Raw genomic sequence first — 23,756 nt, 5'->3', positions numbered from 1 at the left:
GCGCCCGCCCCTCGGCGGCCCGCGAGAGAGCAGTCACATGACCCACCCCAGCAACACCCCCACGGCGGCGATACGGCGCCGGGCCCTCGTCATCGGCGGCGGCCTGGCCGGCACCCTGGCGGCTGCCGCGTTGCGCGAGGCGGTGGACGAGGTCCTCATCGTCGAGAACGACGAACTCCCGGCCGCCCCGGGCCCCCGCAAGGGACTTCCCCAGGCGAGCCACGCGCACATGTTCTGGAGCAGCGGAGTACACGCCGCCGAAGCCCTCCTGCCCGGCGTCACCGAGCGGTGGATGGCCGCCGGCGCGAACCGCATCCCGATCCCCACCGGCATGGTCGGATTCACCGCCGAGGGCTGGCTTCGCCGCTGGAGCGCCGAGACGGCCTTCCTGATCGCCTGCAGCCGTGACGTGCTGGACCACGTGGTGCGCGAGCTCGTACTGGCCGATCCGAGGGTGACCGTCCTCCAGCGCACCCGCGTCGAGGGCCTCACCGGCACCGCCGCCCGCATCACCGGCGTGCGCACCCGGGGGGCGGACGGCCGGGCAGCGGCCCTGGAAGCCGACTTCGTCGTCGACGCGAGCGGGCGGGGCTCGCGGGCCCCTCGGCACCTGGCGGAGCTGGGGGTCAGGCCCGCCCCCGAGCGCTCCCTCGACCTCGGCCTGACGTACGCCAGCCGGGTCTTCCGGGCACCCGAAGGAACGGCCGGCTTCCCCATGGTCGTCGTACAGTCCGACCCCCGGACGGCACGCCCCGGGCAGAGCGCCAGCATCCTGCCCATCGAGGACGGCCGGTGGATCGTCACCGCGGCCGGAACGCGAGGAGGCGAGCCCACAGCGGTCAACGAGGACTTCGAGCCGTTCGCCCGCGGACTGCGCCACCCCGTCATCGGCGAGATCATCTCCGGTCTGGAGCCGCTGACCGACGTCACGGTCAACCGCAGCACGCGCAACACCCGCCGCTACTTCGAGAACGTCAGGAACTGGCCGGAACGGTTCGTCGTGCTCGGCGACGCCCTGGCGGCGTTCAACCCCATCTACGGGCACGCCATGTCCGTGGCCGCCCAGGCCGCGCTCGCGCTCCGCGATCTCGCGTCGGCCCACGGGGTCGACGCGCCCCGGCTCTCACGACGGGTCCAGAAGGCCATGGCCAGACCGGTCGCGGCGGCCTGGGACCTGGCACTCGGACACGACGTGTTCTATCCGGGAGCCCAGGGAAGCGAGCAGAGCACCCCGACGCGCAAGGACAAGGTCCTTTCCGGCTACACCTACCGCCTGCTCAACACCTGCTGCGGCAGCTTCACCATGACCAAGGACTTCTTCGACGTCACCTCCCTCCAGGCCCCCCTGACCACCCTGGTCAAGCCGCGCGTCCTCCTCGGCGCCCTGCGCGGCCCGCTGCGCCCGCCCCTGAGCGCGCCGCCCCTGACGGACCGGGAGCTGACACTCGTACGGACCGCCGGTCCGAACTGAGACGTATCTGCCGTGCCCCGAGTGATCGCGTCGGCTGCCCCGTCCGGCGAGCCGTGGCACGAAGGCGGCGGCCGAAACGTTCGGTCTGCTCTTCGGACGTGAGGTGTGGAGGTGGATGACGGGGCGCTCCTTCTGCGCCACGTGCCCGACCATGATCATGCGGCCCAGAAAGCGGGACCCCCCATGCCCGAGATATCCAGCCCCGTCCGGCCCACCGCCGTCGTCATCGGCGCGAGCGCCGCCGGCCTCTTCGCCGCATCCGTGCTCAGCGAGTTCGCCGACGTCACGCTCATCGAGCGGGACAGGCTGCCCGAAGGGCCCGAGGGCCGCAAGGGCGTGCCCCAGGCCCGCCACGCGCACCTCCTCTGGAGCGGCGGTGTCGAGGCCTTCGAAGACCTCCTGCCCGGCCTGACCGACGACATCGTCGCCCGCGGGGGCCGACTGGTCCACATCATGGGCGACATGGTCTCCCGGGCGCCCAACGAGGTCTGGTTCCGCCGGTTCAGGACCACCCACCACCGCAACCTCGTCTCCTCGCGCAACCTCCTGGACCACGCCCTGCGCGAGCGGGTGCTCCGCAACCCGCGCATCAGCCTGCTCGACAAGGCCGTCGCCGAGGGCCTGGAGGGTGATGCCGTCCGCGTCACCGGCGTCCGGATCCGGTCCGGTACCGGCGTACGGACCCTCTCCGCGGACCTGGTCGTCGATGCCTCCGGCCGCGGCTCCCGCGCCCCGTCGTGGCTCCTGGACCTCGGCCTGCCCCCCGTCACCGAACGGGAGGTCAACGCGGGCGTCGCCTACGCCACCCGCGTGTACCGGGCTCCCGCGGCGACAGCGGGCGGTTTCCCCCTGATCAACGTGCAGGCCAACCCGGCCCGAACACCCGGCCGGGGAGGCATCATCCTCCCCGTCGAGGACGGCCGCTGGATGGTCACCCTGTCCGGCACCCGTGGCGGCGAGCCCACACAGGACCCGGACGCCTTCGTCGGCTTCGCCCTCGGCCTGGGCGACCCCGTCATCGGCAGACTCATCAAGGAAGCCGAACCCCTGGGCGGGATCGCCACCACCCGCAGCACCGCCAATCAGCGCCGCTACTACGAGAAGATGCGGGCCTGGCCGGACGGCTTCACCGTGCTCGGCGACGCCATCGCCGGATACAACCCCGTGTACGGGCACGGCCTCACCGTCGCCGCCCAATGTGCCGTCGCCCTCAGAGGAGTCCTGCGCTCCACCGGCCTCACCGCCCCCGGCGCGGCCCGCCGCGTACAGCGCTCCGCGGCCCGGCCCGTCGCCGGAGCGTGGGACCTCGCCGTCGGCCAGGACGCGTTCTACCCCGGCGCCAGTGACACGCCGCCCAGGGCCGCCGAAAGACTCCTCGCACGCTACGTCGACCGAGCCGTCGAAACGGGCGCCCGCAGCCCGCGTGCGCTCGGCGCCCTCCTGGACGTGATGAGCCTGGAGAAGCCCGCGACCCGCCTGTTCTCCCCGGACATGCTCGTCCCCATGCTCTTCGGCCGGAGGCTGCCCCCTCTGCAGGGCCCACCCCTGAGTGACGCCGAGAAGGAGAGCGTCTGAACCGTTCGCGTGACACCTTGTCTCGTCTATCGAAAATCGATAGATTTAGATCGTAAGTCGATGGAAGGGTGGGTCGTGGGAAAGCTGGCAGTGGGTGCCTTGCGCGCCGTGCTCGCGGTGGTGTTCGTCGGCACCGTGTTCGTGCAGGCATTGATGGTGTGGGCGTTGGCGACCGATCCCGAGGACGGGTCGCTCCCGCTGACCCCGCTGCGGGTGATCACGATCCTGGGCATGCTGTCGGCCCAGGTCGCCCTGGTCTGCGTAGGGCGGCTGGTGGCGATGGTGCGACGCGGAACCGTGTTCTCCCACGCCGCCTTCCGGTACGTGGACGGAGTGATCGGCGCCATCGTGGCGGCCGCCCTCCTGTGGTTCGCGGTCACGATCGTCAATGCGCCCGGTCAGCGGGAGGACCCGGGTGTCACCGTCATCATGGGCGGGGTCGGCGTGGCCATCCTGGGCGTCGCACTCATCGTGCTCGTGCTGCGGATGCTGCTCGCCCAGGCCGTCGCGCGCGACGTGGAAGCCGCGCGGATGCAGGCCGAGCTGGACGAGGTGATCTGATGGCGATCGCCGTCGACATCGACGTGATGCTGGCCAGGCGGAAGATGTCGGTGGGGGAGCTCGCGGACCGCGTGGGCATCACGCCCGCCAACCTGGCGGTACTCAAGAACGGCCGTGCCAAGGCGGTGCGCTTCGCGACGCTCGCCGCGCTCTGTGAGGTCCTGCAATGCCAGCCGGGCGACCTGCTGCGCTGGGAAGCCGAGGACGCGGAGGAAGCCGCGGACGCCGAGGGCGCTGCGGCCGCCGGGGACGAATGACGTGTCCCGGGGGCGGAGTTCCGCGCCCGATGTGCCGAACTCGTCGGCGCGCCGCCCGTCGTCGGCGGGCGTGACCTGAACGTCGAGTCCCTGTTCGCCTACGGCGCGCGCGCCGGATTCTGGCGCGTGCACCGCACCCTCGCGGCGCACGGGGCGCCGGTCACCGTGTACGCCGTGGCGCAGGCGCTCGAACGCAACCCGGAAGCGGCGCGGGCGATGGGCGCCGCCGGCTGGGAGGTCGCGGGCCACGGCCGGCGCTGGATCGACTACCGACACGTGCCCGAGGACGTCGAGCGCACCGACATCGTGCACTCCGTGGCGACGATCGAGCGGCTCGTCGGCCGTCGGCCGGTCGGCTGGTACACCGGCCGCACCAGCCCCCACACGCGGCGCCTCGTCGCCGAGGAGGGCGGCTTCCTCTACGACTCCGACGACTACTCCGACGACCTGCCGTTCTACGTCGAAGCGGCCGGACGCCCGCACCTGGTGGTGCCGTACACCCTCAACGCCAACGACTTCAAGTTCCTCATCGTCCACGGCTTCACCACGGCCGACGACATGCTCGCCTACCTCGTCGACACCGTCGACGCGCTCCACGCCGAGGGCGCCGACCGGCCGCGCATGATGAGCGTCGGCCTGCACTGCCGCATCATCGGCCGGCCGGGCCGCATCCGCGCCCTCGACGGCTTCCTGGAGCACGTCGCGCGGCGGGGCGGCGCGTGGGTGGCCACGCGCGAACAGATCGCCCGCCACTGGCTCGCCACGCACCCGCCCCACCCCTGAACCGGCGCGGCCACCCCCTCCCGGAGGCGCTGACGCCGCCGCCAGAGGTTCCTGGATCCCGGGCGGCCCGCTGGCCGTGACGGTCGGTGTGGTGGGGCGGGGCGGTGGGGTCGGGGCGCGCTGGTCTCTGGCGGGGCACCCCCGAACGAGATAGAGTGCTGCTTCATCATGAAGCACGTACATAACTCTGAGGGTCTGTCCCGTGACCCTGACGGATTCCTCTACGACCCCGGTGTCCGGGCGTCCATGGGCGCCTTCGCGCTCGGTGGCGGCTCGCTCGCGCTGGAGGCGGCCGCGGCTGTCCGCTCGGCCTCGCAGGCCGTCGACCGGCTGCGCGCGCAGGGTGCGGGCGGGCGTGGTCTCAGCGCGGGAGCCCTCGACGTCCTGACCCGCCTGAGCGCGGCCACCGAAGAGGGGCTGAGCATCGGCGAACTGGCCCGCGCGGCCGGTGTGAGCTCCCGCAACGTCACCGGCCTGGTCGACACGCTGGAGCGCGACGGGCTGGTGCAGCGGGTCCAGGACCGGCACGACCGCCGGTCGGTCCGGGCCCGGATCACAGCGGACGGCCGCGACTGGCTGGAAGCGTTCCGTCAGCCGACGCAGCGCGCGATGTCCGCCGTCTTCCAGGGCTTCACCGAGGACGAACTCGCCCAGTTCAGGCACCTGTGCCTGCGCCTGGTGGAGAACCAGCACCGGATCGAGGAGTACCTGAACACGGTCCGGCCCGACTAGCCCGCTTCCTGACCCGACCCGACCCGACCCGACCCGACGAGACGGAGTACCGCATGGCTACTGACGACACACCCACCCGACAGACGGTCAGGGCCTACCACGAGGCGAGGTTCCGCGGCGATGTCGCGGCGGCCGCCGCCCGGATCGGCGAAGGCTTCCTCTTCCGCAGCCCGTTCATCACCTCGGACAGCCCCACCGGCCATCTGGACGGGATCGACGGACTCCTGGGCATCGTCACCGGCGTGGAGCTGATCAGCGAGCTGTACGGCGAAACCGAAGCCACCCTGGTCTACGACATCCACACCGCCCCGGCCCTCGGCATAACCCAGCGCACCGCCGAGCACTTCCGCCTCCACGACGGCCGGATCACCGCGATCACTCTCATCTTCGACTCCGCCCCCTGGCAGGCCATCATGGCCGCGGCCGGCCCGACCCGCGACGAGGGTGTCCCCGCACCGTGACGGCCGCGGGTCACCAAGGGGGAGCACGGGGGCGAGGGCCGGGTCGCGTGGGTCATACCGCCATCCGAGTGTGGCGATCGAGTGGTGTTGCGGCCGCACCCGTGGCCGGACCGTTCCCTGTCGAGTCGCCGCGTGTGCAGGGGTCCGTGGTGCCCGTCGTTCGACAGGAGAAGAACCGTCATGGCCATCAACAAGTTGAGGAAGCGCATGGCAGCCCTCGGCGCTGTCCTGGGTGTCGCGCTGCCGTTCGCCGTGGGCGTCGCCCCCGCTCATGCTCAGGCTCAGCTGACCATCACGAAGACCCACTCCGGGAGCCGGATCGTCGAGGAGTTCCTCGCCGCCGCCACGTCGGGGCGCACCGATCGGCTGGTGGCGCTGCTCACCGACGACGTGACGGCGGTCTCGGACGGCGCCGGACTGGCCAGGCGGCTGCTGCGGTACACGACGCGCGAGCGCGTCGCCTCTCTCGCGCGGGCCGGCTTCAGGCCCACGCCGGCGAAGCGGCGGCCGGCCGGCGGTTCCCTGGCGATGCCCATCGCGCGGGTCAACGGTTCCCTCGCCGTCCTCGCCGTCCTCGGCGACCGGGTCGTGGGCGCCGTGGTGTTCGAAGTCAGCGACGGCAGGGTCGCGTCCCTGTGCGGCATCGCCGCGGCGGACCGGCTGACGCGCCTGGCCGGGGCGTGGCGGCGGTGCGAACCCGGCGCGCCGGTCATCGACGCGTGGTGACCGGGGCGGTCAGGTCCGATCGGCCTCGACGGATGGGGTGCGGTCGTCGGAGCGCCGGCGGGCCGGCCCGCCGGCCGGCCACGTCGCCCCGGCGGTTCGCGAGGTGGGGCGCGGTGATCCGTAACCGCCCGGTCAGTTCGACACGTCCGGCCGCCCGGGAGCCTCCAGCCGGGTCAGTTCCTCCGCGCTCAGCCGGAGCGTCGCGGCGCGGGCCGAGTCCCGTACGGAGGCCGGGCGGCTCGCGCCCGGGACCGGGATCACCGCCGGGGAGCGGGCCAGCAGCCACGCCAGGGCCACCTGCTGCGGGCTGACGCCGTGCTCGGCCGCGATGTGGTGGAAGGCGGTGTCCGCCGACGTCTGCCCGGAGGGGCCGTCGAGGGAGCTGCGGGAGATCCCGCCGAGCGGGCTCCAGGGCAGGAACGCCAGCCCCAGGCGGGCGCTCAGCCGCACTTCGGGCTCGCTGTCGCGCACGGCGGCCGAGTACCGGTTCTGGACGGAGACGAGCCCGTCGCCGAGGATCTCGTGCGCCTCGCGGATCTGACCGGTGCTCACGTTCGAGATCCCGGCGGCGCGGATCACGCCGGCGTCGAGCAGCTCGCGCAGGGCGCCGACGGACTCCGCCCAGGGCACGGCCGGGTCCGGCTTGTGCAGCTGGTACAGCCCGATCGCGTCGACGCCCAGGCGCCTGGCCGAGGCTTCGGCCGCGCGCTTGAGGTGGGCGGGGCTGCCGGTGACGGTCCAGCTGCCGTCGCCCGGGCGTCCGCGGCCGCCCTTGGTGGCGATCAGGACGTCGGAGGTGTCACCGCCGTAGCGGGCCAGGGCGCGGGCGATGAGCAGTTCGTTGTGCCCGGTCTCGTCGGCGTGCCAGTGGTAGCTGTCGGCGGTGTCGATGAGCGTGATGCCGGCATCGAGGGCCGCATGGACGGTCGCGATGGCCCGTGCCTCGTCCGGTCGGTGCTCGATGGACAGCGGCATGGCGCCCAGGCCGATGGCGCTGACGGTGGTGTCTGCGATGGTGCGGTACCGCATGGTGGCTCTGTTTCCTCAGGTGGTGGGGGCGGCGGACGCGACGAGGGCCTCGGCAACGGCGCCGGGCAGCCAGTCGGCCGTGCGGGAGAAGGCGAAGCCCAGCTCCTTCGCGCGGGCATTGCTCATGGCGTAGTGGCGGTCGAAGGAGAACGGAGAGGCGGTCTCGCCCGCCGCGGCGGTCCGGTAGACGGGCTCCCGGCCGGTCTGCGCGGCGACGGTCGCGGCCAGGTCGCGCACGTCGAGCAGGTCGTCGGAGCAGGCGTTGAGCGGGCCGGTGAAGTCGCTGCCGGTCGCCGCCCACCGCAGCAGGTCGGCCAGTTCCGCGTAGTGGATGAACACCGTGGGCAGTGCCCTCGCGTGCACGGTGATCTCTTCGCCGTGGGCGACGCGCTCGGTGTAGTGCGCCAGTCGGCCGGTGAATTCCCGTCCTCCGCCGCCGAGTACGTGTGCGCTGCGCACGGAGGCGAACGCGAAGCCGCCGGCGCGGGTGAAGACGGCCTCCGCCTGGCGCTTGCCTTCGGCGTAGTGCGCCTCCAGGTAGGCCTCGTCGTGCCAGGGCAGGTCCATGGCCACCGGCCAGGCACCCGGGTCCACGTTCTCCTCCGGGACCGGGGCGCCTGCCGGGTCCGGCAGTGCGGCGCCCGCCGGGTCGTAGACCTCGATCGTGGAGGTCATGACGTAGCGCCGGGCGCGGCCGGCGAAGGCGCGGGCGGCGATCGCGGCCTGCACGGGGGTGTAGCAGACCTGATCGACCACCACGTCGAAGGTGCGGGCGCCGAGTACGGCGACGAGGGCCGCCTCGTCGTTGCGGTCGACGACCAGGTGCTCGACGCCGGCGGGCGGCGGGGTGGAGCCGCGGTTGATCACTGTGACCTGGTGGCCGTCGGCTTGCAGGCGCTTCACCAGGAGCTTTCCGAAGTATCGGCTTCCGCCGATGACGCAGATCCTTTGCATGCCCCCATCCTCGGCACGTGGCGTCTTCAGCAGAAGTGGCCGCTTACTGCATGGGTGTTAAGGAATTCTGTTGACCGACGTGCGGCGGCTCCGCGTCCTTCGGGCGGAGGCGTCACTCCGCCCCGGCCTGGGCGCGGCGGGCGTACGCGCGGGCGGCGCGGGCCCGGTCGCCGCAGCGGGTGGAGCACCAGTGGCGGCGGCCGTGACGCAGCAGGTAGCGGTTGCAGGGGGCGGAGCCGCAGGCGGTGAGGCGTTCGGCGTCCGGGGAGGTGAGGAGGTCGGCGGCGTCGGCGGCGAGGGCCGCCAGGGCGTGGTCGACGATCGCGGTGGTGGGGTGGGTGGTGGCGCGGTAGGGGCCGTTCTTGTCGTCCCAGGCCAGCAGCGGGGCGGTCGGGACGCGGATCATCGCGTCGTTGACGGCCCGGACGGCGGCGGGGAGGGCGGGGAGCCCGGCGGCGCGGGCCGCGAACAACGACCTGATCTGTTCGCGCAGCGAGCGCAGTTGCGCCGTGCACATCTCCCGCATGCCTGCGTCGGCCGGGGCGAGACCACGCTCCGTCAGCCAGCGGTTCGCCTGTGCGGGAGTCCCCAGGAGATCGATGGTGTGCCCGCCGGGCCGCGCGACGGCGCTGTTGGCGAGGGCGAGGGAGAGGTGCTCCCGCTCGCCCTGGGCGGGCGGCACGAGGGGTTCTTCCCGTACGGACTCCTTCATGTTCCTCATGTTAAGGCTTGCGGTCATCCATGAGAAACAGCTACCGTCACCTCACGGTTAAACCAAATCTATCCGTGAGGTGCTTTCTCCGTGTCCTCTGTGCCCGCACCGACCGACCACTTCCCCGTCCGCGTCCTCGGCGGCCCGACCGCCCTCTTCGAGTACGGTGGCCTGCGCTTCCTGACCGACCCGACGTTCGACGGCCCCGGCGACTACCCGGCACCCGGCAGGACGCTCACCAAGACCGCCCCCTCCGCCGCCGCCCCCGGCGACCTCGGCGCCCTTGACGTGGTCCTGCTCTCGCACGACCAACACCCCGACAACCTCGACCACTCCGGCCGGGCCCTGCTCGCCGACGTGCCGCTCACCCTCACCACCCCCGGTGGCGGAGAGCGCCTCGGGGAGAGGGCCAAGGGCCTGGCCGACTGGGAATCCGTCGAGCTGGACCGCCCCGGTGGCGGCACGGTCACCGTGACCGGCGTACCCGCCGTTCACGGACCCGGAGCGCGCGAGGAGGTCGAGCCGATCGCCGGCCAGGTCATCGGCTTCGTCCTGACCGGCGAGGGGCTGCCCACCGTCTACGTCAGCGGCGACAACGCGTCGCTCGACGCGGTCAAGGAGATCGCCGAGCGCTTCGGCCCGGTGGACACCGCCGTACTCTTCGCCGGAGCCCCCCGCTTCCCCGTGATCTTCGACGGCCGCCTGCTGGTCCTGGACAGCGCCCAGGCCGCCGAGGCCACCCGGATCCTCGGCGCCCGCCGTGTCGTTCCCGTGCACTGCGACAGCTGGGCCCACTTCACCGAGGGCCACGCCGAACTGGAAGCCGCGTTCACCGCCGCCGGACTGGCCGACCGCCTGGACCCGGACTGGCGCCGGCCCGCCTGAGCCGGACGGGGCACCCCCCCCGCCGGGGTTCCCGCGCCGGCCGGCCCTCACTGACGCGGGACGTCGATGCCGGCCGCGCGCAGGTTCGCCTCGACCAGGGCGTTCAACCGGACGAGGGACGGCGACCGCTCCTCCCGGTGGTGGTTGACCAGTCCGTACCGGGAGGCGGTGTCGGACCGGCTCCGCAACCCGTCCGCCATCGCCAGCCGCTCGCGCTCGGCCAGCAGTCTGTCGGCCAGCTCCGACGCCAGTGCGTCGATCCGCGGGTCGTCCGGATCCCAGGACATCGCTTCCCAGCCGCGCTTGGTCAGCTCGATCCATCCGGGGTCGTCGAGCCACCGTTCGAGCTGGGTCAGGAAGCTGTCGAAGAGCTCCGGCACCAGCGCCCGGGCCAGCACCAACGCCTCCCGCTGAGTGGCCACGTAGTCGGCGCCGAAGCCGAGACCGGCGAGTCCCTCCAGGACCGCGCAGGCCCGGTCGGGCAGCAGGGCCCGGTCGCCGTGGGCGAGCCGGTGCAGTGTGTCGCGCCGCGCGGTCAGGTCCTCGATCTGTTCGGTGAGCCGACGGCGGACGTCGTCCAGGGAGGTGGCGAACCGCTCGGGACCGGCGTCGAGCAGCTCACCGATCTCGGCCAGCGGCACGCCCGCCCCGGCCAGAGTCCGTACCTGGACCAGCCGCAGCAGGTCGACCGACCCGTAACGCCGGTAGCCGGAACCGTCGCGTTCCGGCTCGGCGACCAGGCCGAGCCGGTGATAGTGCCGCACCGTCTTGATCGTGACGCCGACGTACGCCGCCGCCTGACCGATCGTGAGCCCGTCTGCCATCGGCTCGGTGCACCTCCGGATCGTAGGTCCTCGGCTCGGGACCGGGCCGGGGCCGCCGGCGGCCCGCACTCCCGCCTCGCGGTCATGGGCCGGTCAGGGGTCGCGGGCGGTCCCAGGGGCGAGGGTAGCGCGCATCCGTTCGGATCCCCTCACCCCCTGCGACCGGTGCCGGGGACCCCAAGGTCCGCACGGGGCTTGAGGTTGACCTCGGGTCAGGGTGCACGCTCCTCGCACGGCCGCTTCGACGGGGCCGGTGGCCACCAGGGCCACCGTCGCGCCGTCGAGCCGTGCCGGACACCTACTGCCGCGAGACGAGGAACGACCATGAGCGAGTCCCTCCACACCGTCGAGACCACCGCTGCCGGGCCGGACCGCCCCGAGCTGCGCGAGGCCATCCAGGAGATCGTCGATTCCGGTTTCGCCGGAATGCAGCTGCGCGTGAACGACGAGCGGGGCGAGTGGGTCGGCACCGCCGGGGTGCGCGAGCTGGGCGGGGCGGAGGCCCCACGGGCCGACGGGCACTTCCGGATCGGCAGCATCACCAAGACCTTCACCGCGACCCTGGTGCTGCGGCTGGTCGCGGAGGGAAGGATCGGGCTGGACGCCCCGGCGGACGACCACCTGCCCGGCTTCGGGCTGGACCGGCGGATCACCGTACGGATGCTGCTCCAGCACACCAGCGGGTTGTTCAGCTTCACCGGAGAGGTCTACGACGACGGGACGGTCGTGCCCGGTGGAGTCCCCGGGATCGGCAAGGAGTGGATGGACAACCGGTCCCGCACCTACCGGCCGGAGGAGCTGGTACGGCCCGCGCTGTCCCGGCCGGCACGGTTCGCACCGGGGGCGGACTGGAGCTACTCCAACACCAACTACGTACTGGCCAGGCTGCTGATCGAGAAGGTCACCGGCCGTTCCCACGCCGAGGAGATGCGCCGGCTGGTCCTGGATCCGCTCGGGCTGACCGGCACCGTGGTGCCGGACGCCTCACCGGAGATCCCCGAGCCGCACGCCCACGGCTACTACGGGTACGAGGACGCCGGCCGGTGGACGGTGGCCGACACCACCCGCTTCAACCCCTCCTGGATCTCCGCCGCCGGTGACATGATCTCGACCACCCGTGACCTGCACACGTTCTTCTCCGCGCTGATGGGCGGCAGGCTCCTGCCGGCCCCGCTGCTGGCCGAGATGCGCACGCCGCACCCCAAGATGGGCTACGGCCTGGGGGTGTTCGTGGAGAAGACGGACGACGGTGGCACCATCTTCCAGCACAACGGCGGATTCTGGGGCTGGGCGGCGCTGATGTACAGCACGCCCGACGGCAGCAGGACCCTGACCGGCTCGGTGACCTGCGGGGACGCGGAGCTCGACCTGGCCGCCACGGTCCAGGCGTTCGAGAAGGTGAAGCAGCGGCTCGTCAAGGAGGTGTTCTGCGACGGGCGGACCGCGCCGGACCGGCCGACGGGCTGAGCGCGGCGGGACGGCGTACGCGGAGCTCCGCGTTCCGCGCGCCCCGCCGCGGAGTCACCTCCGGCGCATCAGGGCGGTCATCGCGGCGATGTCCGTCTCCGACCGGGCGATCGGGATCCAGGGCGGCGACAGTTCGTACTCGGCATGGACCCGGACGAGCTCGTCGGCGAAGGCGCGCACGACCTCAGGGGTGGCCGTGCCCCGCTCCGCGTGCTCGACGAACAGCTCGCAGGCTTCCATGGCGCCTTCGTACTCGTAGTCGAACTCGAACAGCGCGCAGATCGCCTCGACGGCGTGGTCGGACGAGGACAGGTGGCTCATCCCGCAGTCGAGCCCGTCGTCACTCAGGTCGTCGGGGTACGGCGCGCGGTGCCAGGAACCGTCCTCGAACCAGTAGACGCACTCGATCCTTCCCTGGTGCAGAAGGTCGTCCCGGACTTCACGGCGCACCCACCCGGGCGCCCCGGCGAGGAGGTCGATCGCGGGCTCGTACCGCCCGACCTTGCTGGAATCGTCCTGTCCGAAGAGAACCGCCCGGCCGCCGTCGGCCCGGACCAGCACCCATCGGCTGCAACTGCTGTCGTCGTAGTGCAAGGCGCAGCCGTCGCCGCCGGCACTGTCGCCGAGCCAGTACCCGCGCCGGAAGGTCTCCTTCTCCTCCTCGGCGTCCCAGGTCACCGCGGCGAGCGCGGCCCACCGCGCCCACAACGGGCTCGCTTCCGGAAGGTCCTCCGGCCGCCCCGGACGATGAATCGCCATGCCCACCTCGCACTCCCCGGCCCTTCGCATCCGACCACAGACCTTATCGGCGGCTACTGACACACCGGGGCGGCGGCCGCGGGCGGACGTCGTCGGGCTACTCGCGGAGCCGGGCGTCCGCCGGGGGATACGAGGCGTCACCGCGGTCCGCGCCCAGGCCCGCGAGCAGGCGCAGCCCGTCCTCGGCGGGGCTGCCGGGGGGCGCGGACAGGACCAGCAGCTCCATTCCCGACTCGTCCGGCAGCGCGAAGTTCTCCTGGTGCAGTTCCAGCGGTCCGATCAGCGGATGCCGGTACGCCTTGAGTCCGTGCGTACGGGCGCGCACGTCCGCGCGGGCCCAGAGGCGGCGGAAGCGCTCGCTGCCCATCGCCAGCTCGCCGATGAGCGAGGCCAGTCGGGGGTCCTCCGGGTGCTTCCCGGCGGCCAGGCGCAGGTGCCCGACCACGTCGAGGGTGCATTGCTCCCAGTCCGCGTAGAGGCCGTCCTCGGCCTCCTCCAGGAAGATGTGCCGGGCGATGTTCAGGCCCGGCATCGGCCGGCCGAAGAGCAGCCCGGCGAGGCGGTTCCCGGCGAGCGCGTCCAGGCGGTGGTCCATGATCAGTGCGGGTGCGCCGGTGACCAGGCCGAGGACGCGCAGCAGTTCCGGCCGGACCCGCCCGCCCGGCGACTTCGCGCTGCGCCGGCGCTGCCGGGCGAGCCGGTGCAGGTGCCCGCGTTCGGTCTCGTCGAGGCCGAGGACGCGGGCGAGCGCGTCGAGGACCTGCTCGGAGGGCTGGGTCGCGCGGCCCTGCTCCAGGCGCACGTAGTAGTCGACGCTGACTCCGGCCAGGTGCGCGACCTCTTCGCGGCGCAGCCCTTCGACCCGGCGGCGGCTGTCGGCGGGTATGCCGACGGCCGCCGGGTCGACCCGGGAACGCCTGGTCCGCAGGAAACCCGCAAGATCGTCCATGTCCCCAGTATGGCCTCGGAGATGCCCGTGAAGGTGGCCCTGCCGATACCAGGAAGCCCGGTCCGACGGAAGAGGAGCCCCTGAACGCCGGGCGCCGCGTCGCCCAGGATCGAAGGCATCCGATCCGAAGGAGTTCCCGTGAAGACGCTGATCGTCCACGCCCACCCCGAGCCGAAGTCGCTCAACAGCTCGCTCAAGGACCTCGCGGTGTCCACCCTGGAGGCCGCCGGGCACGAGGTGCGGGTGAGCGACCTGTACGCGATGGACTGGAAGGCGGTCGTGGACGCCGCGGACTACGGCCCCGCCGCGTCGAGTCCGCTGAGCGTCGCCCTGGACTCGGGCCGGGCCTTCAACGCCGGGACGCTCACGCCGGACGTCCTCGCCGAGCAGGAGAAACTGCTGTGGGCCGACACGGTCATCTTCCAGTTCCCGCTGTGGTGGTACGGCATGCCCGCGATCCTCAAGGGCTGGGTGGACCGGGTGTTCACCTACCGCTTCGCGTACGGCGTCGGCGAGCACAGCGACACCAAGTACGGCGAGCGCTTCGGCGAAGGCACCCTCGCGGGCAGGAGGGCCCTGCTGTCGGTGACCGTCGGCGGCCCGGAGTCGCACTACTCGGCCCGCGGGATCAACGGCCCCATCGACGACCTGCTGTTCCCGATCCACCACGGCATCCTCTACTACCCGGGCATCGAGGTGCTGCCGCCGTTCGTGCTGCACGGCGTGGACCGGATGACGGACGAGGAGTACGCGCCCGTCGCCGAGGCCTGGCAGCGGCGCCTGCTCACCCTGGAGTCGACCGAGCCGATCGCGTTCCGGAGGCAGAACTTCGGCGACTACGAGATCCCCTCGCTGCACCTGAAGGAGGGTCTGGAGCCCGCCGGCCGCACGGGATTCGGGCTGCACGTGCGCGGCTGACCGCCGGGTCCGGCGGCGCGGCCGGACCCGGCCGCACCGCCGGGGCAGCGGTCGTGCGCTTCCTGGCGAGACCCCGGACCCGGCCCGCAGCCACGCATGACCGCGGACGGTGACACCTTCGGGTGATCGCCGTACCGAGGTCTTCCGAACGACCCGTTCCGGACCGAGTCTTGACCCTCCCCCTCACTCACGGAGGCGTATCCGATGACCGGCGAGGACAGTGGAGTACGGGCGGACGAGGAGATCGCCTTCTCGTGGGACGGCGACACCCGCTGGGAGGCCGCGAAGTACATCACCCTGCGCCACATGGCCCGGCGTCTGCCGCACCTGATGAAGCGCTCCCTGTCGATCGCGTGGCGCGTCGACCGGGCGTCCGTGGCCGGGCTCCTGGCCTGCCAGGCCGTCTCCGGCATCGCGGCGGCCCTGGGCCTGTTCGCGACCACCTCGACGATCACCGCGCTCATCTCCTCCGGGAACATCACCGACCGGCTGTGGCAGGCGTGGCCGTCCGTCGCGGTGCTCGCCGCCGCCGCCGGGATCAGAGCCACCCTCTACATCGTGGTCACCTGGCTGTCCTCCCGCATCTCGCCCCTGCTCCAGCAGGAGTACGAGCTGATGCTGCTCGACGCGGCCACCGGCAGCGAACTCGCCGCCTACGACAGCCCCGGCTTCAAGGACCGGTGGGACAACGCCGAACGCGGCGCCGTCGTCTCCAAGGACATCATCGAGGAGGGCCAGGACCTCCTCGCCGCCCTCGCCTCCCTCCTGGCCGGCGCCGTCGTCCTCGGCACCCTCCACCCCCTCCTCCTGCCGTTCCTGGCCCTCGCCAGCCTCCCCCAGGGCATCGCCCAGGTACACAGCGCCCGCGTCACCTACCTGGCCGCCGTGAGGACGACCGGCCACAGCCGCATGATCGGCGTCCTGCGCTGGCACCTCGCCGACCGGCACTCCGCCGACCAGATCCGCGCCGGGACCATGGCGCCCTTCCTCCTCGGCAAGTACCGGCACCTCACCGACCGGGTCACCGCCGTCCACCGCCAGGCCGTCACCGAAGGCGCCCGCATGGCCTTCCTCGGCGCCCTCGGCGGCGGCCTGGCCTCCGCCGTCGTCTGGGGGGTCCTGGTCGCCCTCCTCGCCACCGGCCACCTCACCGTCGCCGCCGCCGGAACCGCCGTCCTCGCGCTGCGCACCGTCACCGGCTCGGTCCAGGGCGTCGTCCGCAACGCCGCCATGATCTTCCGTACCGGCATGTACATGGACGACTGGTCGACGTTCCTGGAAGAGACCGGGGGCTACCGCCTCACCGCCGGGGAGGTCGTCCCCGGCGCCCCGCGCGAGATCCGCACCGAGAACCTCGTCTACCGCTACGAGGGCGCCGACAGGAACGCCCTCGACGGCATCGACTTCAGCGTCCGCACCGGCGAGATCGTCGCCCTGGTCGGCGAGAACGGATCCGGCAAGAGCACCCTCTCCAAGCTCCTCACCCGCCTCCACCTCCCCACCGCCGGCACGGTCACCTGGGACGGGCACCCCACGACCGCGCTCGACCCCCACGCGGCCTGGAAGCACGTCTCCCTCGTACCGCAGGACTTCTCGTGCTGGCCGATGACCGCCCGCGACAACATCACCCTCGGTCAGCCGCGCAGCGACGACGAGAAGGACGTCTGGGAAGCCGCCGCCGCGGCCGGTGCCGACGAGGTCGTGCACGAACTCCGCGCGGGCCTCTCCACCCTCCTGGCCCGCGAGTGGCTCAACGGCGCCGAACTCTCCGGCGGCCAGTGGCAGCGCGTCGCCCTGGCCCGCGCCTTCTACCGGTCCGCCGCCCTCCTGGTCCTCGACGAACCCACCTCCGCCCTCGACCCCCGCGCCGAACACCGCATCTTCGCCAACCTGCGCCGGGCCGCCCGGGACCGCGCCGTGGTCCTGGTCACCCACCGCCTCGCCAACGTCGCCGTCGCGGACCGCATCGTCGTCCTCGACCACGGCCGGGTCGTCCAGGAAGGCACCTTCGCCGAACTGTCCAGGGCGAACGGACTCTTCCGCGAGCTCCTCGAACTGCAGAACGACCGCACCGTCCCCGGCCAGCGCACCCCGAAGGAGACCACCGCGTGAACACGACGCCGCCCGGCCGGCTGCCGCCCGTGCGTCGGCGTCGAAGCGGGCCGGCCGGCCGTCCTCGGTGAGCAGCACCCACTGAGAGGACGACGCCCCGGCGACCGGCGCGAGATCGGCGACGGGGCCGAGTTCCGCGGGCAGCGGGGACGAACGGGTCATTCGAAATCAGGGCAGTGGTACGTCTCCTGGACATGCCCGGCCCGGGAGTCCCCCACATCGAAGAGGTCGCTCTTGCAGGAGACCTCCCGGAATTGCTCCTTGCTGTTCCGGAAACAGGCGAGGTCCCCCATGAAGCCGTATCCGACCGGGTGGTGATCCGACAGCGCACACGTGGAGCAGATGGCCATCCGCATTCCGTCGGGAGCGTTCCGCTGCAATTCCAGGAGAGCCGACTCCATGTCCCCGTGGCGCGCCGTGGAGACGTCCCCGCCCGGCACGGCGAGCGAGAGCGAGACCCCGTACTCCTGCCCGGGGGCCGGGGCGTGCGGGTTGGGCACCGTGAGCTGCGTCGTGAGGTCGAACCGTTCCGTGCCGGCGCCGGTCATCACGGTGACGGGCGTCGACCACGTGAGCTCGTAGCCGCACAGGTCCCCCCTGTCGAGCCCGGGCGGCTCCGCCGAGGCGACGGCCTCGCCCACCAGCTCCAGGGAGTCGGGGCTGTGCCCCACGAAGCGGTTCCCGCGCCATTCGAGCGAGAACGTCACGCCGTCGTTCGTCATGACGCCGGTGTCTTTTCCCCACCGGTCCCGGACGGAAACCGAACCGGTGAGGGGCGATTCGTACATGAGTTGCTTTTCCATGCGGCCCAGTGTGCCCGGGGGAAATCCCCGGCCGGTGCCGAAAAAAGGCCCTGACAAGCCGATGACAAGAGAACGACAAGAATCCGGATTCCCGCTGACCTCGACCGACGACGGGAACGCCTCCGGCCGGCGGCCACGGGGGCGCAGGACAGTCAGGCGCTGTTCCAGGGGATGTCCGGCGTGAGCATGTCGTGGACGCAGCGGCGCAGGCCGCTGTGGGAGTCGACCGGTGGGAGCCACGGCACCCGCTGGAGCAGAGCGCTGCGCCGATCGGTACTCGGGTCGGTCAGGAGGGCGCGGAGCTCGTCAGGGGCGGGGTCGTCGACCAGGCACAGCCAGGCGAGGCCGGCGCCGATGCGCACCTCGGGCGAGCGGTCGGGATCCGACCACAGGTCCCGTGCCCACACGCGAGCGTGTTCATCCCGGTGTTCACGGGCGAGTTGGGCGATCGCCAGGATCAGGCTCACCTGGACCACCGGATCGTCTTCCACCGCCAGCCTGCGGCGCAGGGCCGAGGAGACCCGTGGAATCCCACCGGTCGCAACCGCCAGGACGAAGGCGGTCGCGGAGCGGACGTCGGGATCGGGGTCGGGGAGGAGGGGGAACAAGAGGTGCAGGTCAACCGCGATGGCATCGCGAGCGGCCTGAATCGTCCAGTCCACCGGGCACATCGTGGTGCCCTCCGTCATCGACGGATCCTCGGCGACGGCGAGAAGGCCTTCACGTGATCCGTCCCCATGGTGCTGACACCGCCCGATCTCGGCTGCCAGGCGAAGGGTTGCCGCGCGGAGCCCGGGGGATCCGGTCACCGCGATCCGGAGCAGGAACGGCACCGCCAGGGCTCCCACCGCGATCGTGCTGCCCTGGTGCTGGAGACCGTCCCACAGCTGCCACAAAGCCTTGCCGGCGGCTTCGGCGTCTCCGGAGGCGAGCGTCGCGAGGAACCCGGGAACCTCCTCGCCGGGGCCGTGGAAATGAGGGAACCGCTGCCAAGGGATCTCGTCGTACTCGAACCCGTCCTTGACCTCCCGCGGGATCGCGCTCACGACCGTGCGCATGTCGTCATCCGTGCCCGCCCACGCATCGGGCCACCCGGACCACGGGTCATCGTCCATGGCCTGGTCTTCGGACATCACGGCAATCCTCCACTCGCCGACCGCGCGATCCGTGTACTCCTGCGTCAACGGCGGGGCCGACACCACACGTGCGGACCCCGGGAGTCTAACGACCGTGATCACGAACGCGGCCCGGTTCTGCCGCCCTGTCGTGGGCCCGCACGACGGCGACGTCATCCCGGCGGTCAGTCGGCCGCCTCTGCTGCCGACCGCTTGCTCAAGAACTGCTTCGCTGCCTCGACCGCTTCCCTGCTGAGTTCCCCGTGGGGGACTTTCCTTTCCTCCCAGCACTCCAGGTTGTGTGCGCAGCGGACAAGCTGTTTCAGTTCTTCGGGACAGCCGAGGTCGTAGGCGACTTCCGCCCACAGGAGGTACGTGCCCTGGGCCGGAGACAGGGATCCGTCGACGATCAGACCGGCGACCCAGTAGGCCATCGCCCACTTCGCCGCCACAGGGTCAGCGGGCGGGTGGAAGGCCAGCCCCAACTCATCCAGCACCTGGCCGAAGAGTGCAGGAGCTTCGGGTTCTTCGCTCCGGAGGAGGCCGGCCAGCATGGCGAGGGACGGACTTTCGAACCCGGCGGTCAGAGCATCCAGTCCTGCCTGGATGAGCCGGTCGGACCCGACGTGCATCTCGAACGCCTGCTCGTGGGCGATGTGGCTGAGTTGTTTGAGAGCGTCGTCGCGGGTCATCACAGCCTTCTCGATCGGCATCTGGGAGAAGGAGGCTCGCATGTCGCAGGCGGCGATGCCAGTGTGGCCCTCGATGACCTGGGGCTTGAGGAACATCGGAACGAAAACGGGCGCCGGCGCCAAGCCTCGGTCGGCCCCTGCTGATGCTGATGGCGAAGTCACGGCAGAAGAAGACGGAGACCGTCCGTCGCTACTTCAAGCCGTCCCCGGAGGCGCATTCGCCCGGGCGCCTGCGGCTCACCGGAGCACGACCGTGACGCCGCGCCGTTCGAGGAGCCGCACGATGTCCTCGAAGTAGGAGAGCCCGTCCTCCGGATCCTCCACGACGTCCGCCAGTGCGCGGCGTGCGATCTCGGAGTCGTGCCAGGTCAAGGTGAAGGGCGGGGTCACTCCGAATCCACCGCCCAGGCAGTCCTTGAACGCGTTCCACTCCCGGCCGAAGTAGCGGCCGGGCCCGAGCAGGGCTTCGGCGATCGCGCAGTGCAGCCCGGGAACGTCCGTGACGAACCGGCCGTCGAGATGGTGCTCACCGCCGGAGCGATCCGGCCGGGGCGCGGGCACCCGCCAGGCACGAGTGGTGAGGTCCAACCACGCGGCCCTGCCCTGCGAGTCGTACGGCGCCCATAGGTTGGGCTCTGCCGGCGGCCCCTGGCACCACTCCGCCCAGATCGGGCGGACCGCCGGCGCTGGCCGATCGTCGCCACCATCGGTGAGGGTGATGTCCTCCAGCCCGTCACCGAGCACGGACGGGCGCGCTCCGGTGATGGCCAGGCCCACGGCGCGGGAAGCCATCACGCCGCCATGGCGATCCAGCACCAGAAGCTCGGCCCCACCCCGTACCCACCGGCGTGGTCGCTGTGTCCCCACGAGCAGTGGCTCCGTGGCCTCGCAGCCGATCAGTTCCATGGGGACGGGGTCCGGGTCCGCGCGCGGCGTGAACAGGCCGTCCACGGCGGAGCACCGGCCTGCACTTGCGGCAGCGGCCGTCGTTCCCGCGAAGAGCTCGAAGCGCGGCTCCGCGGGCAGTTCGAAGAAGCTCTCCTCGCTCCTGACGCCGGCGCCGAGCACGATGTCGTACCGCCCCGGATCAGCCGAGTGGGGCTGATGGGCCACCACGACCGCATCGACGAGAGTCCACCACTGCACGGGCTCCTCGTCGTCCCAGACCTCGACGCACATGTCGCCCAGGCCCCGCAGCGAGATGTCTGGCTCAGCCAGGACCTCGCCCAGGAGACCATCGGGGCGGCATCCGCGGAGGGTGAGGACCTCCCGTGGCGGCGGGACCGGGTCGACGAACAGCCCTTCGACGCCCGCGCACCTCCCCCACAGCTGTTCCACGCCCTCTTCGTCCTCCTGGACCAGGAGGTACTTCACCGGAAAGCCCCGGTCCCACCTGGTGTGATCTGCGATGCGCACCCAACCCCCGAACATCTGAGCAGCCTTCGCGCCTACGATACGGACCCGCCCGGCCCGGGGAGGACGGAGGACGGTCGCCCGCCCTCGATCACGTCTCGTCGGCGGCGCTCAGATCGCGCGGGGGGCGCAAGCCACCCGGCAGTTCCGGTAGCTGGAACGAGTACCGGCCAGGCATGTTGACGTGGTGCCGAACGAACGGGGAGAGCCGGGCGACGTCCTCCTCGCGGACATCGAAGCCATCGGCGCGGAGCGAGCTGGGCGACGGCGGCATCCATCGAACCGCACCGTGGTCAGCTGCATCGCGAACCCCAGGCGGTTGTGGGCCCGCGAGAGCTGTCTGACCGGTCTGCACGCCTTGAGCCCCGTGCCGCACATGAAGATTTGGTGAACGGCCCAACCCGGAAGGTGGATTGATCATCTTCTCGGTCGAGTCCGTCACCGCCCCCGAGGTGACGGTCCGCGATCGAGGAGGTCCGCATCCCCCATGAGGCTGCCCCGCAAACACCGCGCGGACCGAGGTGCCACGGACGGAACCGGAAGCCCGCAGCGGACGGAAGGGCCGAAACGCACGCGGCGCGCCGCGGGCCGGGCGAAGAGCCGCAGGAGAGCGGCCCGGAAGGCGCGTCGCCGGCTCATCGACTTCCCCCGGCGCGGCCGGCGGGGATGGCGGCGCTGGACGCCGTCCTGGAAACTGACCTCCGGCTTGTTCCTGCTCTTCTCCGGCGCCCTCGCCGCCCTCTTCACCGCCGTCTACCTACAGGTCGAGATACCGGACCCGCACGACTCCGCGCGCCGGCAGGCCACCCTCTACTACTGGGCGGACGGCAGCCGGATGGTGAGCGTCGGCGATGTGAACCGGCAGGACGTGAAGCTCGACCAGGTGCCCGAGTTCGTCCAGCGCGCCGTCATCGCGGCGGAGAACGCCGATTTCTACAGCGACTCGGGGGTGTCGGTGACCGGCATCGGCCGGGCCGCCGTCAACATCGTCAAGGGCGAGGAGACCCAGGGCGGCTCGACGCTCACCCAGCAGTACGTGAAGAACACCTATCTGAGCCAGGACCAGACCGTCCAGCGGAAGATCAAGGAACTCTTCCTGGCCCTGAAGGTCAGCAACCAGCGGCCCAAGACGGAGATCCTTGAGGGGTACCTCAACACCTCGTGGTTCGGCCGGGACGCGTACGGCATCCAGGCGGCCTCGTACGCGTACTACGGCATCCCCGCCCATGAGCTGAACCCCAGCCAGGGCGCCCTGCTGGCCGCTGTCCTCAAGGGCGCGGAGAGCTTCGACCCGTCCCTCAGCGCCGAGAACCGCCGACGCGCCGAGGACCGCTGGAGCTGGATTCTGGACCGTCAGGTCGCCACGGGTTCGATGAGTGCCCAGGAACGCGCGAAGTACAAGGACTTCCCCGAGCCGAAGTCCCCCGTCAAGCCGACCAGCCAGGCCGGGCAGATCGGCTACCTCGTCGACATCGCCAACAAGTACCTCAAGAGCCGCAGCGGGATCACGGACAAGGATCTGGCCTCTGGCGGCTACAGCGTCCACACCACCTTCGAGAAGGACAAGGTGCTCGCGCTGACCAAGGCCGTCGAGCAGGTGCGCGCGGAACGACTGGACCCGCAGAAGCGCGCGGAGGACCAGTACGTGCAGGTCGGCGCCGCCTCGATACGGCCCAAGGACGGAGCGATCGTCGCGGTCTACGGCGGCTCCGACGCGATCGAGCACTTCACCAACAACGCGGACACCTCGGGCGTGCCCGCGGCCTCGGCGTTCAAACCCTTCGTGTACGCCGCCGCCATGGAGCAGGAGCTCGAAGGCGGGGAACGACCCGCGGAGGGCGCTGACCAGGACCCCCGGAAACCCAGGCCGACAGAGGCGCCGACGGCGCCCACGAACCTCCACTCGGCCCTGGTGAACTCCGACCACACACCGTTCGTGGAGAGCGGCAAGAGGATCGGGCTGAAGAAGGTCAAGGAGCTCGCGGTCGGGGCGGGACTGCGTGAGGAGAGCATGGCCAAGCTGGAGCCGACCTTCTCGATCGGTACCTCCACCCCCAGCGCCGTCCGGCTGGCCAGCGCCTATACGACCTTCGTCAACCAGGGCCGGGCCACCGAACCCTACTCGGTGGTCAAGGCCGAACGGAACGGCGTCGCGGTGGACGGCCTGGGCCACCCCAAACCGCGGCGGGCCATGAGCTACGAGGCGGCCTCGACCGTCGGCGCGGCGCTCCGCCAGGTGAGCTCGAACGCCGTCGGACCGCCGAAGGGCTGGGGGACCAGCCTGCCGTCCTGGGCGGGCAAGACCGGTCCGAACGACCGTATGAACTCCGCCTGGTACATCGGCGCCACGCCGGAACTGAGCACGTCGGTCGCGATGTTCCGTACGAAGCCCGACGTACCGCAACTGCTGCCCATGCAGGGTGTGGGCGGCCCCGATTCCGAGCGGGGCAGCGCCTTCCCGCCGCTGATCTGGAAGGCCTACAACGAGGCGGCGACGCCCACGCCGCAGCACTCGGCGGACGGTCCACGGGACCGCCCGTGACGGCAAGGACGCCGCT

Annotated in this window: 22 protein-coding genes and 1 pseudogene; 13 read left to right on the top strand and 10 right to left on the bottom strand. The window is 71.7% G+C overall.

Features of this window, described 5'->3' with window-relative positions:
• Positions 1 to 37: 37 nt before the first annotated feature.
• From AB4039_RS05070 to AB4039_RS05035, 8 genes and pseudogenes are all read left to right on the top strand, one after another.
• Positions 38 to 1,471, top strand: coding sequence for an FAD-dependent oxidoreductase (locus AB4039_RS05070; protein ID WP_266846489.1), 1,434 nt, complete (start codon positions 38 to 40; stop codon positions 1,469 to 1,471).
• A 183-nt stretch (positions 1,472 to 1,654) separates the two neighbouring features.
• A complete protein-coding gene (locus AB4039_RS05065) occupies positions 1,655 to 3,046 on the top strand; it encodes an FAD-dependent monooxygenase (protein ID WP_266846490.1) in 1,392 nt (463 codons plus the stop codon).
• Between the two features lie 75 nt (positions 3,047 to 3,121).
• Positions 3,122 to 3,607 (top strand): DUF2975 domain-containing protein, encoded by a 486-nt coding sequence (locus tag AB4039_RS05060; RefSeq protein ID WP_266846492.1) that lies wholly within the window; start codon positions 3,122 to 3,124, stop codon positions 3,605 to 3,607.
• On the top strand, positions 3,607 to 3,864 hold the full coding sequence (locus AB4039_RS05055) for a helix-turn-helix domain-containing protein (protein ID WP_442270094.1): 258 nt from the start codon (positions 3,607 to 3,609) through the stop codon (positions 3,862 to 3,864). The genes AB4039_RS05060 and AB4039_RS05055 overlap by 1 nt, the downstream gene beginning before the upstream one ends.
• Before the next feature lie 75 nt (positions 3,865 to 3,939).
• Positions 3,940 to 4,647: a polysaccharide deacetylase family protein gene (locus tag AB4039_RS05050; protein ID WP_442270116.1), complete on the top strand. Its 708-nt coding sequence runs from the start codon at positions 3,940 to 3,942 to the stop codon at positions 4,645 to 4,647.
• A 168-nt stretch (positions 4,648 to 4,815) separates the two neighbouring features.
• Positions 4,816 to 5,379 carry a MarR family winged helix-turn-helix transcriptional regulator gene (locus tag AB4039_RS05045; protein WP_442270093.1) on the top strand — a complete coding sequence of 188 codons (564 nt, stop codon included), beginning with the start codon at positions 4,816 to 4,818 and terminating at the stop codon, positions 5,377 to 5,379.
• Positions 5,380 to 5,432: 53 nt separating this feature from the next.
• A complete protein-coding gene (locus tag AB4039_RS05040) occupies positions 5,433 to 5,840 on the top strand; it encodes a hypothetical protein (RefSeq protein ID WP_266846497.1) in 408 nt (135 codons plus the stop codon).
• A gap of 306 nt (positions 5,841 to 6,146) precedes the next feature.
• Positions 6,147 to 6,566: pseudogene (locus AB4039_RS05035) on the top strand (RNA polymerase subunit sigma-70); the annotation flags it as partial.
• A 132-nt stretch (positions 6,567 to 6,698) separates the two neighbouring features.
• On the opposite strand, the gene AB4039_RS05030 reads toward AB4039_RS05035, so the two are convergent.
• The 3 genes from AB4039_RS05030 to AB4039_RS05020 all read right to left on the bottom strand — a co-directional run bounded on the left by AB4039_RS05030 (position 6,699) and on the right by AB4039_RS05020 (position 9,261).
• On the bottom strand, positions 6,699 to 7,595 hold the full coding sequence (locus tag AB4039_RS05030; RefSeq protein WP_442270092.1) for an aldo/keto reductase: 897 nt from the start codon (positions 7,593 to 7,595) through the stop codon (positions 6,699 to 6,701).
• Between the two features lie 15 nt (positions 7,596 to 7,610).
• Positions 7,611 to 8,549 carry an NAD-dependent epimerase/dehydratase family protein gene (locus AB4039_RS05025; protein WP_442270091.1) on the bottom strand — a complete coding sequence of 313 codons (939 nt, stop codon included), beginning with the start codon at positions 8,547 to 8,549 and terminating at the stop codon, positions 7,611 to 7,613.
• A gap of 112 nt (positions 8,550 to 8,661) precedes the next feature.
• A complete protein-coding gene (locus tag AB4039_RS05020) occupies positions 8,662 to 9,261 on the bottom strand; it encodes an ABATE domain-containing protein (protein ID WP_266846501.1) in 600 nt (199 codons plus the stop codon).
• A gap of 90 nt (positions 9,262 to 9,351) precedes the next feature.
• On the opposite strand from AB4039_RS05020, the gene AB4039_RS05015 reads away from it, so the two are divergent.
• Complete coding sequence (locus AB4039_RS05015) at positions 9,352 to 10,146, top strand: MBL fold metallo-hydrolase (RefSeq protein ID WP_266846503.1); 795 nt, start codon at positions 9,352 to 9,354, stop codon at positions 10,144 to 10,146.
• A 47-nt stretch (positions 10,147 to 10,193) separates the two neighbouring features.
• Here the strand turns inward: AB4039_RS05015 and AB4039_RS05010 are convergent, their stop codons facing one another.
• Complete coding sequence (locus AB4039_RS05010; protein ID WP_266846505.1) at positions 10,194 to 10,970, bottom strand: MerR family transcriptional regulator; 777 nt, start codon at positions 10,968 to 10,970, stop codon at positions 10,194 to 10,196.
• Positions 10,971 to 11,294: 324 nt separating this feature from the next.
• Here AB4039_RS05010 and AB4039_RS05005 point away from each other — a divergent pair, with 324 nt between their 5' ends.
• A complete protein-coding gene (locus AB4039_RS05005; protein ID WP_266846507.1) occupies positions 11,295 to 12,437 on the top strand; it encodes a serine hydrolase domain-containing protein in 1,143 nt (380 codons plus the stop codon).
• A 54-nt stretch (positions 12,438 to 12,491) separates the two neighbouring features.
• On the opposite strand, the gene AB4039_RS05000 is transcribed toward AB4039_RS05005, so the two are convergent.
• Positions 12,492 to 13,196 (bottom strand): hypothetical protein, encoded by a 705-nt coding sequence (locus AB4039_RS05000; protein ID WP_442270090.1) that lies wholly within the window; start codon positions 13,194 to 13,196, stop codon positions 12,492 to 12,494.
• Between the two features lie 97 nt (positions 13,197 to 13,293).
• Complete coding sequence (locus tag AB4039_RS04995; RefSeq protein WP_442270089.1) at positions 13,294 to 14,145, bottom strand: helix-turn-helix transcriptional regulator; 852 nt, start codon at positions 14,143 to 14,145, stop codon at positions 13,294 to 13,296.
• Between the two features lie 138 nt (positions 14,146 to 14,283).
• Between AB4039_RS04995 and AB4039_RS04990 the strand changes: the two genes are divergently transcribed.
• Positions 14,284 to 15,063, top strand: coding sequence for an NAD(P)H-dependent oxidoreductase (locus AB4039_RS04990; protein WP_285543732.1), 780 nt, complete (start codon positions 14,284 to 14,286; stop codon positions 15,061 to 15,063).
• Positions 15,064 to 15,267: 204 nt separating this feature from the next.
• A complete protein-coding gene (locus AB4039_RS04985; RefSeq protein WP_266846514.1) occupies positions 15,268 to 17,175 on the top strand; it encodes an ABC transporter ATP-binding protein in 1,908 nt (635 codons plus the stop codon).
• Between the two features lie 158 nt (positions 17,176 to 17,333).
• Here AB4039_RS04985 and AB4039_RS04980 read toward each other — a convergent pair whose 3' ends face one another.
• The 4 genes from AB4039_RS04980 to AB4039_RS04965 form a co-directional block, all read right to left on the bottom strand.
• On the bottom strand, positions 17,334 to 17,978 hold the full coding sequence (locus tag AB4039_RS04980) for a DUF6304 family protein (protein ID WP_442270088.1): 645 nt from the start codon (positions 17,976 to 17,978) through the stop codon (positions 17,334 to 17,336).
• Between the two features lie 152 nt (positions 17,979 to 18,130).
• Positions 18,131 to 19,162: a HEAT repeat domain-containing protein gene (locus AB4039_RS04975; RefSeq protein ID WP_442270087.1), complete on the bottom strand. Its 1,032-nt coding sequence runs from the start codon at positions 19,160 to 19,162 to the stop codon at positions 18,131 to 18,133.
• 116 nt (positions 19,163 to 19,278) lie between these two features.
• Positions 19,279 to 19,881 carry a hypothetical protein gene (locus AB4039_RS04970; protein ID WP_442270086.1) on the bottom strand — a complete coding sequence of 201 codons (603 nt, stop codon included), beginning with the start codon at positions 19,879 to 19,881 and terminating at the stop codon, positions 19,279 to 19,281.
• A 141-nt stretch (positions 19,882 to 20,022) separates the two neighbouring features.
• A complete protein-coding gene (locus tag AB4039_RS04965; RefSeq protein ID WP_266846522.1) occupies positions 20,023 to 21,159 on the bottom strand; it encodes a barstar family protein in 1,137 nt (378 codons plus the stop codon).
• A gap of 526 nt (positions 21,160 to 21,685) precedes the next feature.
• Here AB4039_RS04965 and AB4039_RS04960 point away from each other — a divergent pair.
• Positions 21,686 to 23,740 (top strand): transglycosylase domain-containing protein, encoded by a 2,055-nt coding sequence (locus tag AB4039_RS04960; protein ID WP_442270085.1) that lies wholly within the window; start codon positions 21,686 to 21,688, stop codon positions 23,738 to 23,740.
• Positions 23,741 to 23,756: the final 16 nt, after the last annotated feature.

The organism is Streptomyces sp. M-16 (genome assembly GCF_052114405.1).
Taxonomy (GTDB): domain Bacteria; phylum Actinomycetota; class Actinomycetes; order Streptomycetales; family Streptomycetaceae; genus Streptomyces.
The sequence above is the reverse complement of the archived record's forward strand: the minus strand, read 5'-3'. Positions and strand labels throughout refer to the sequence as shown.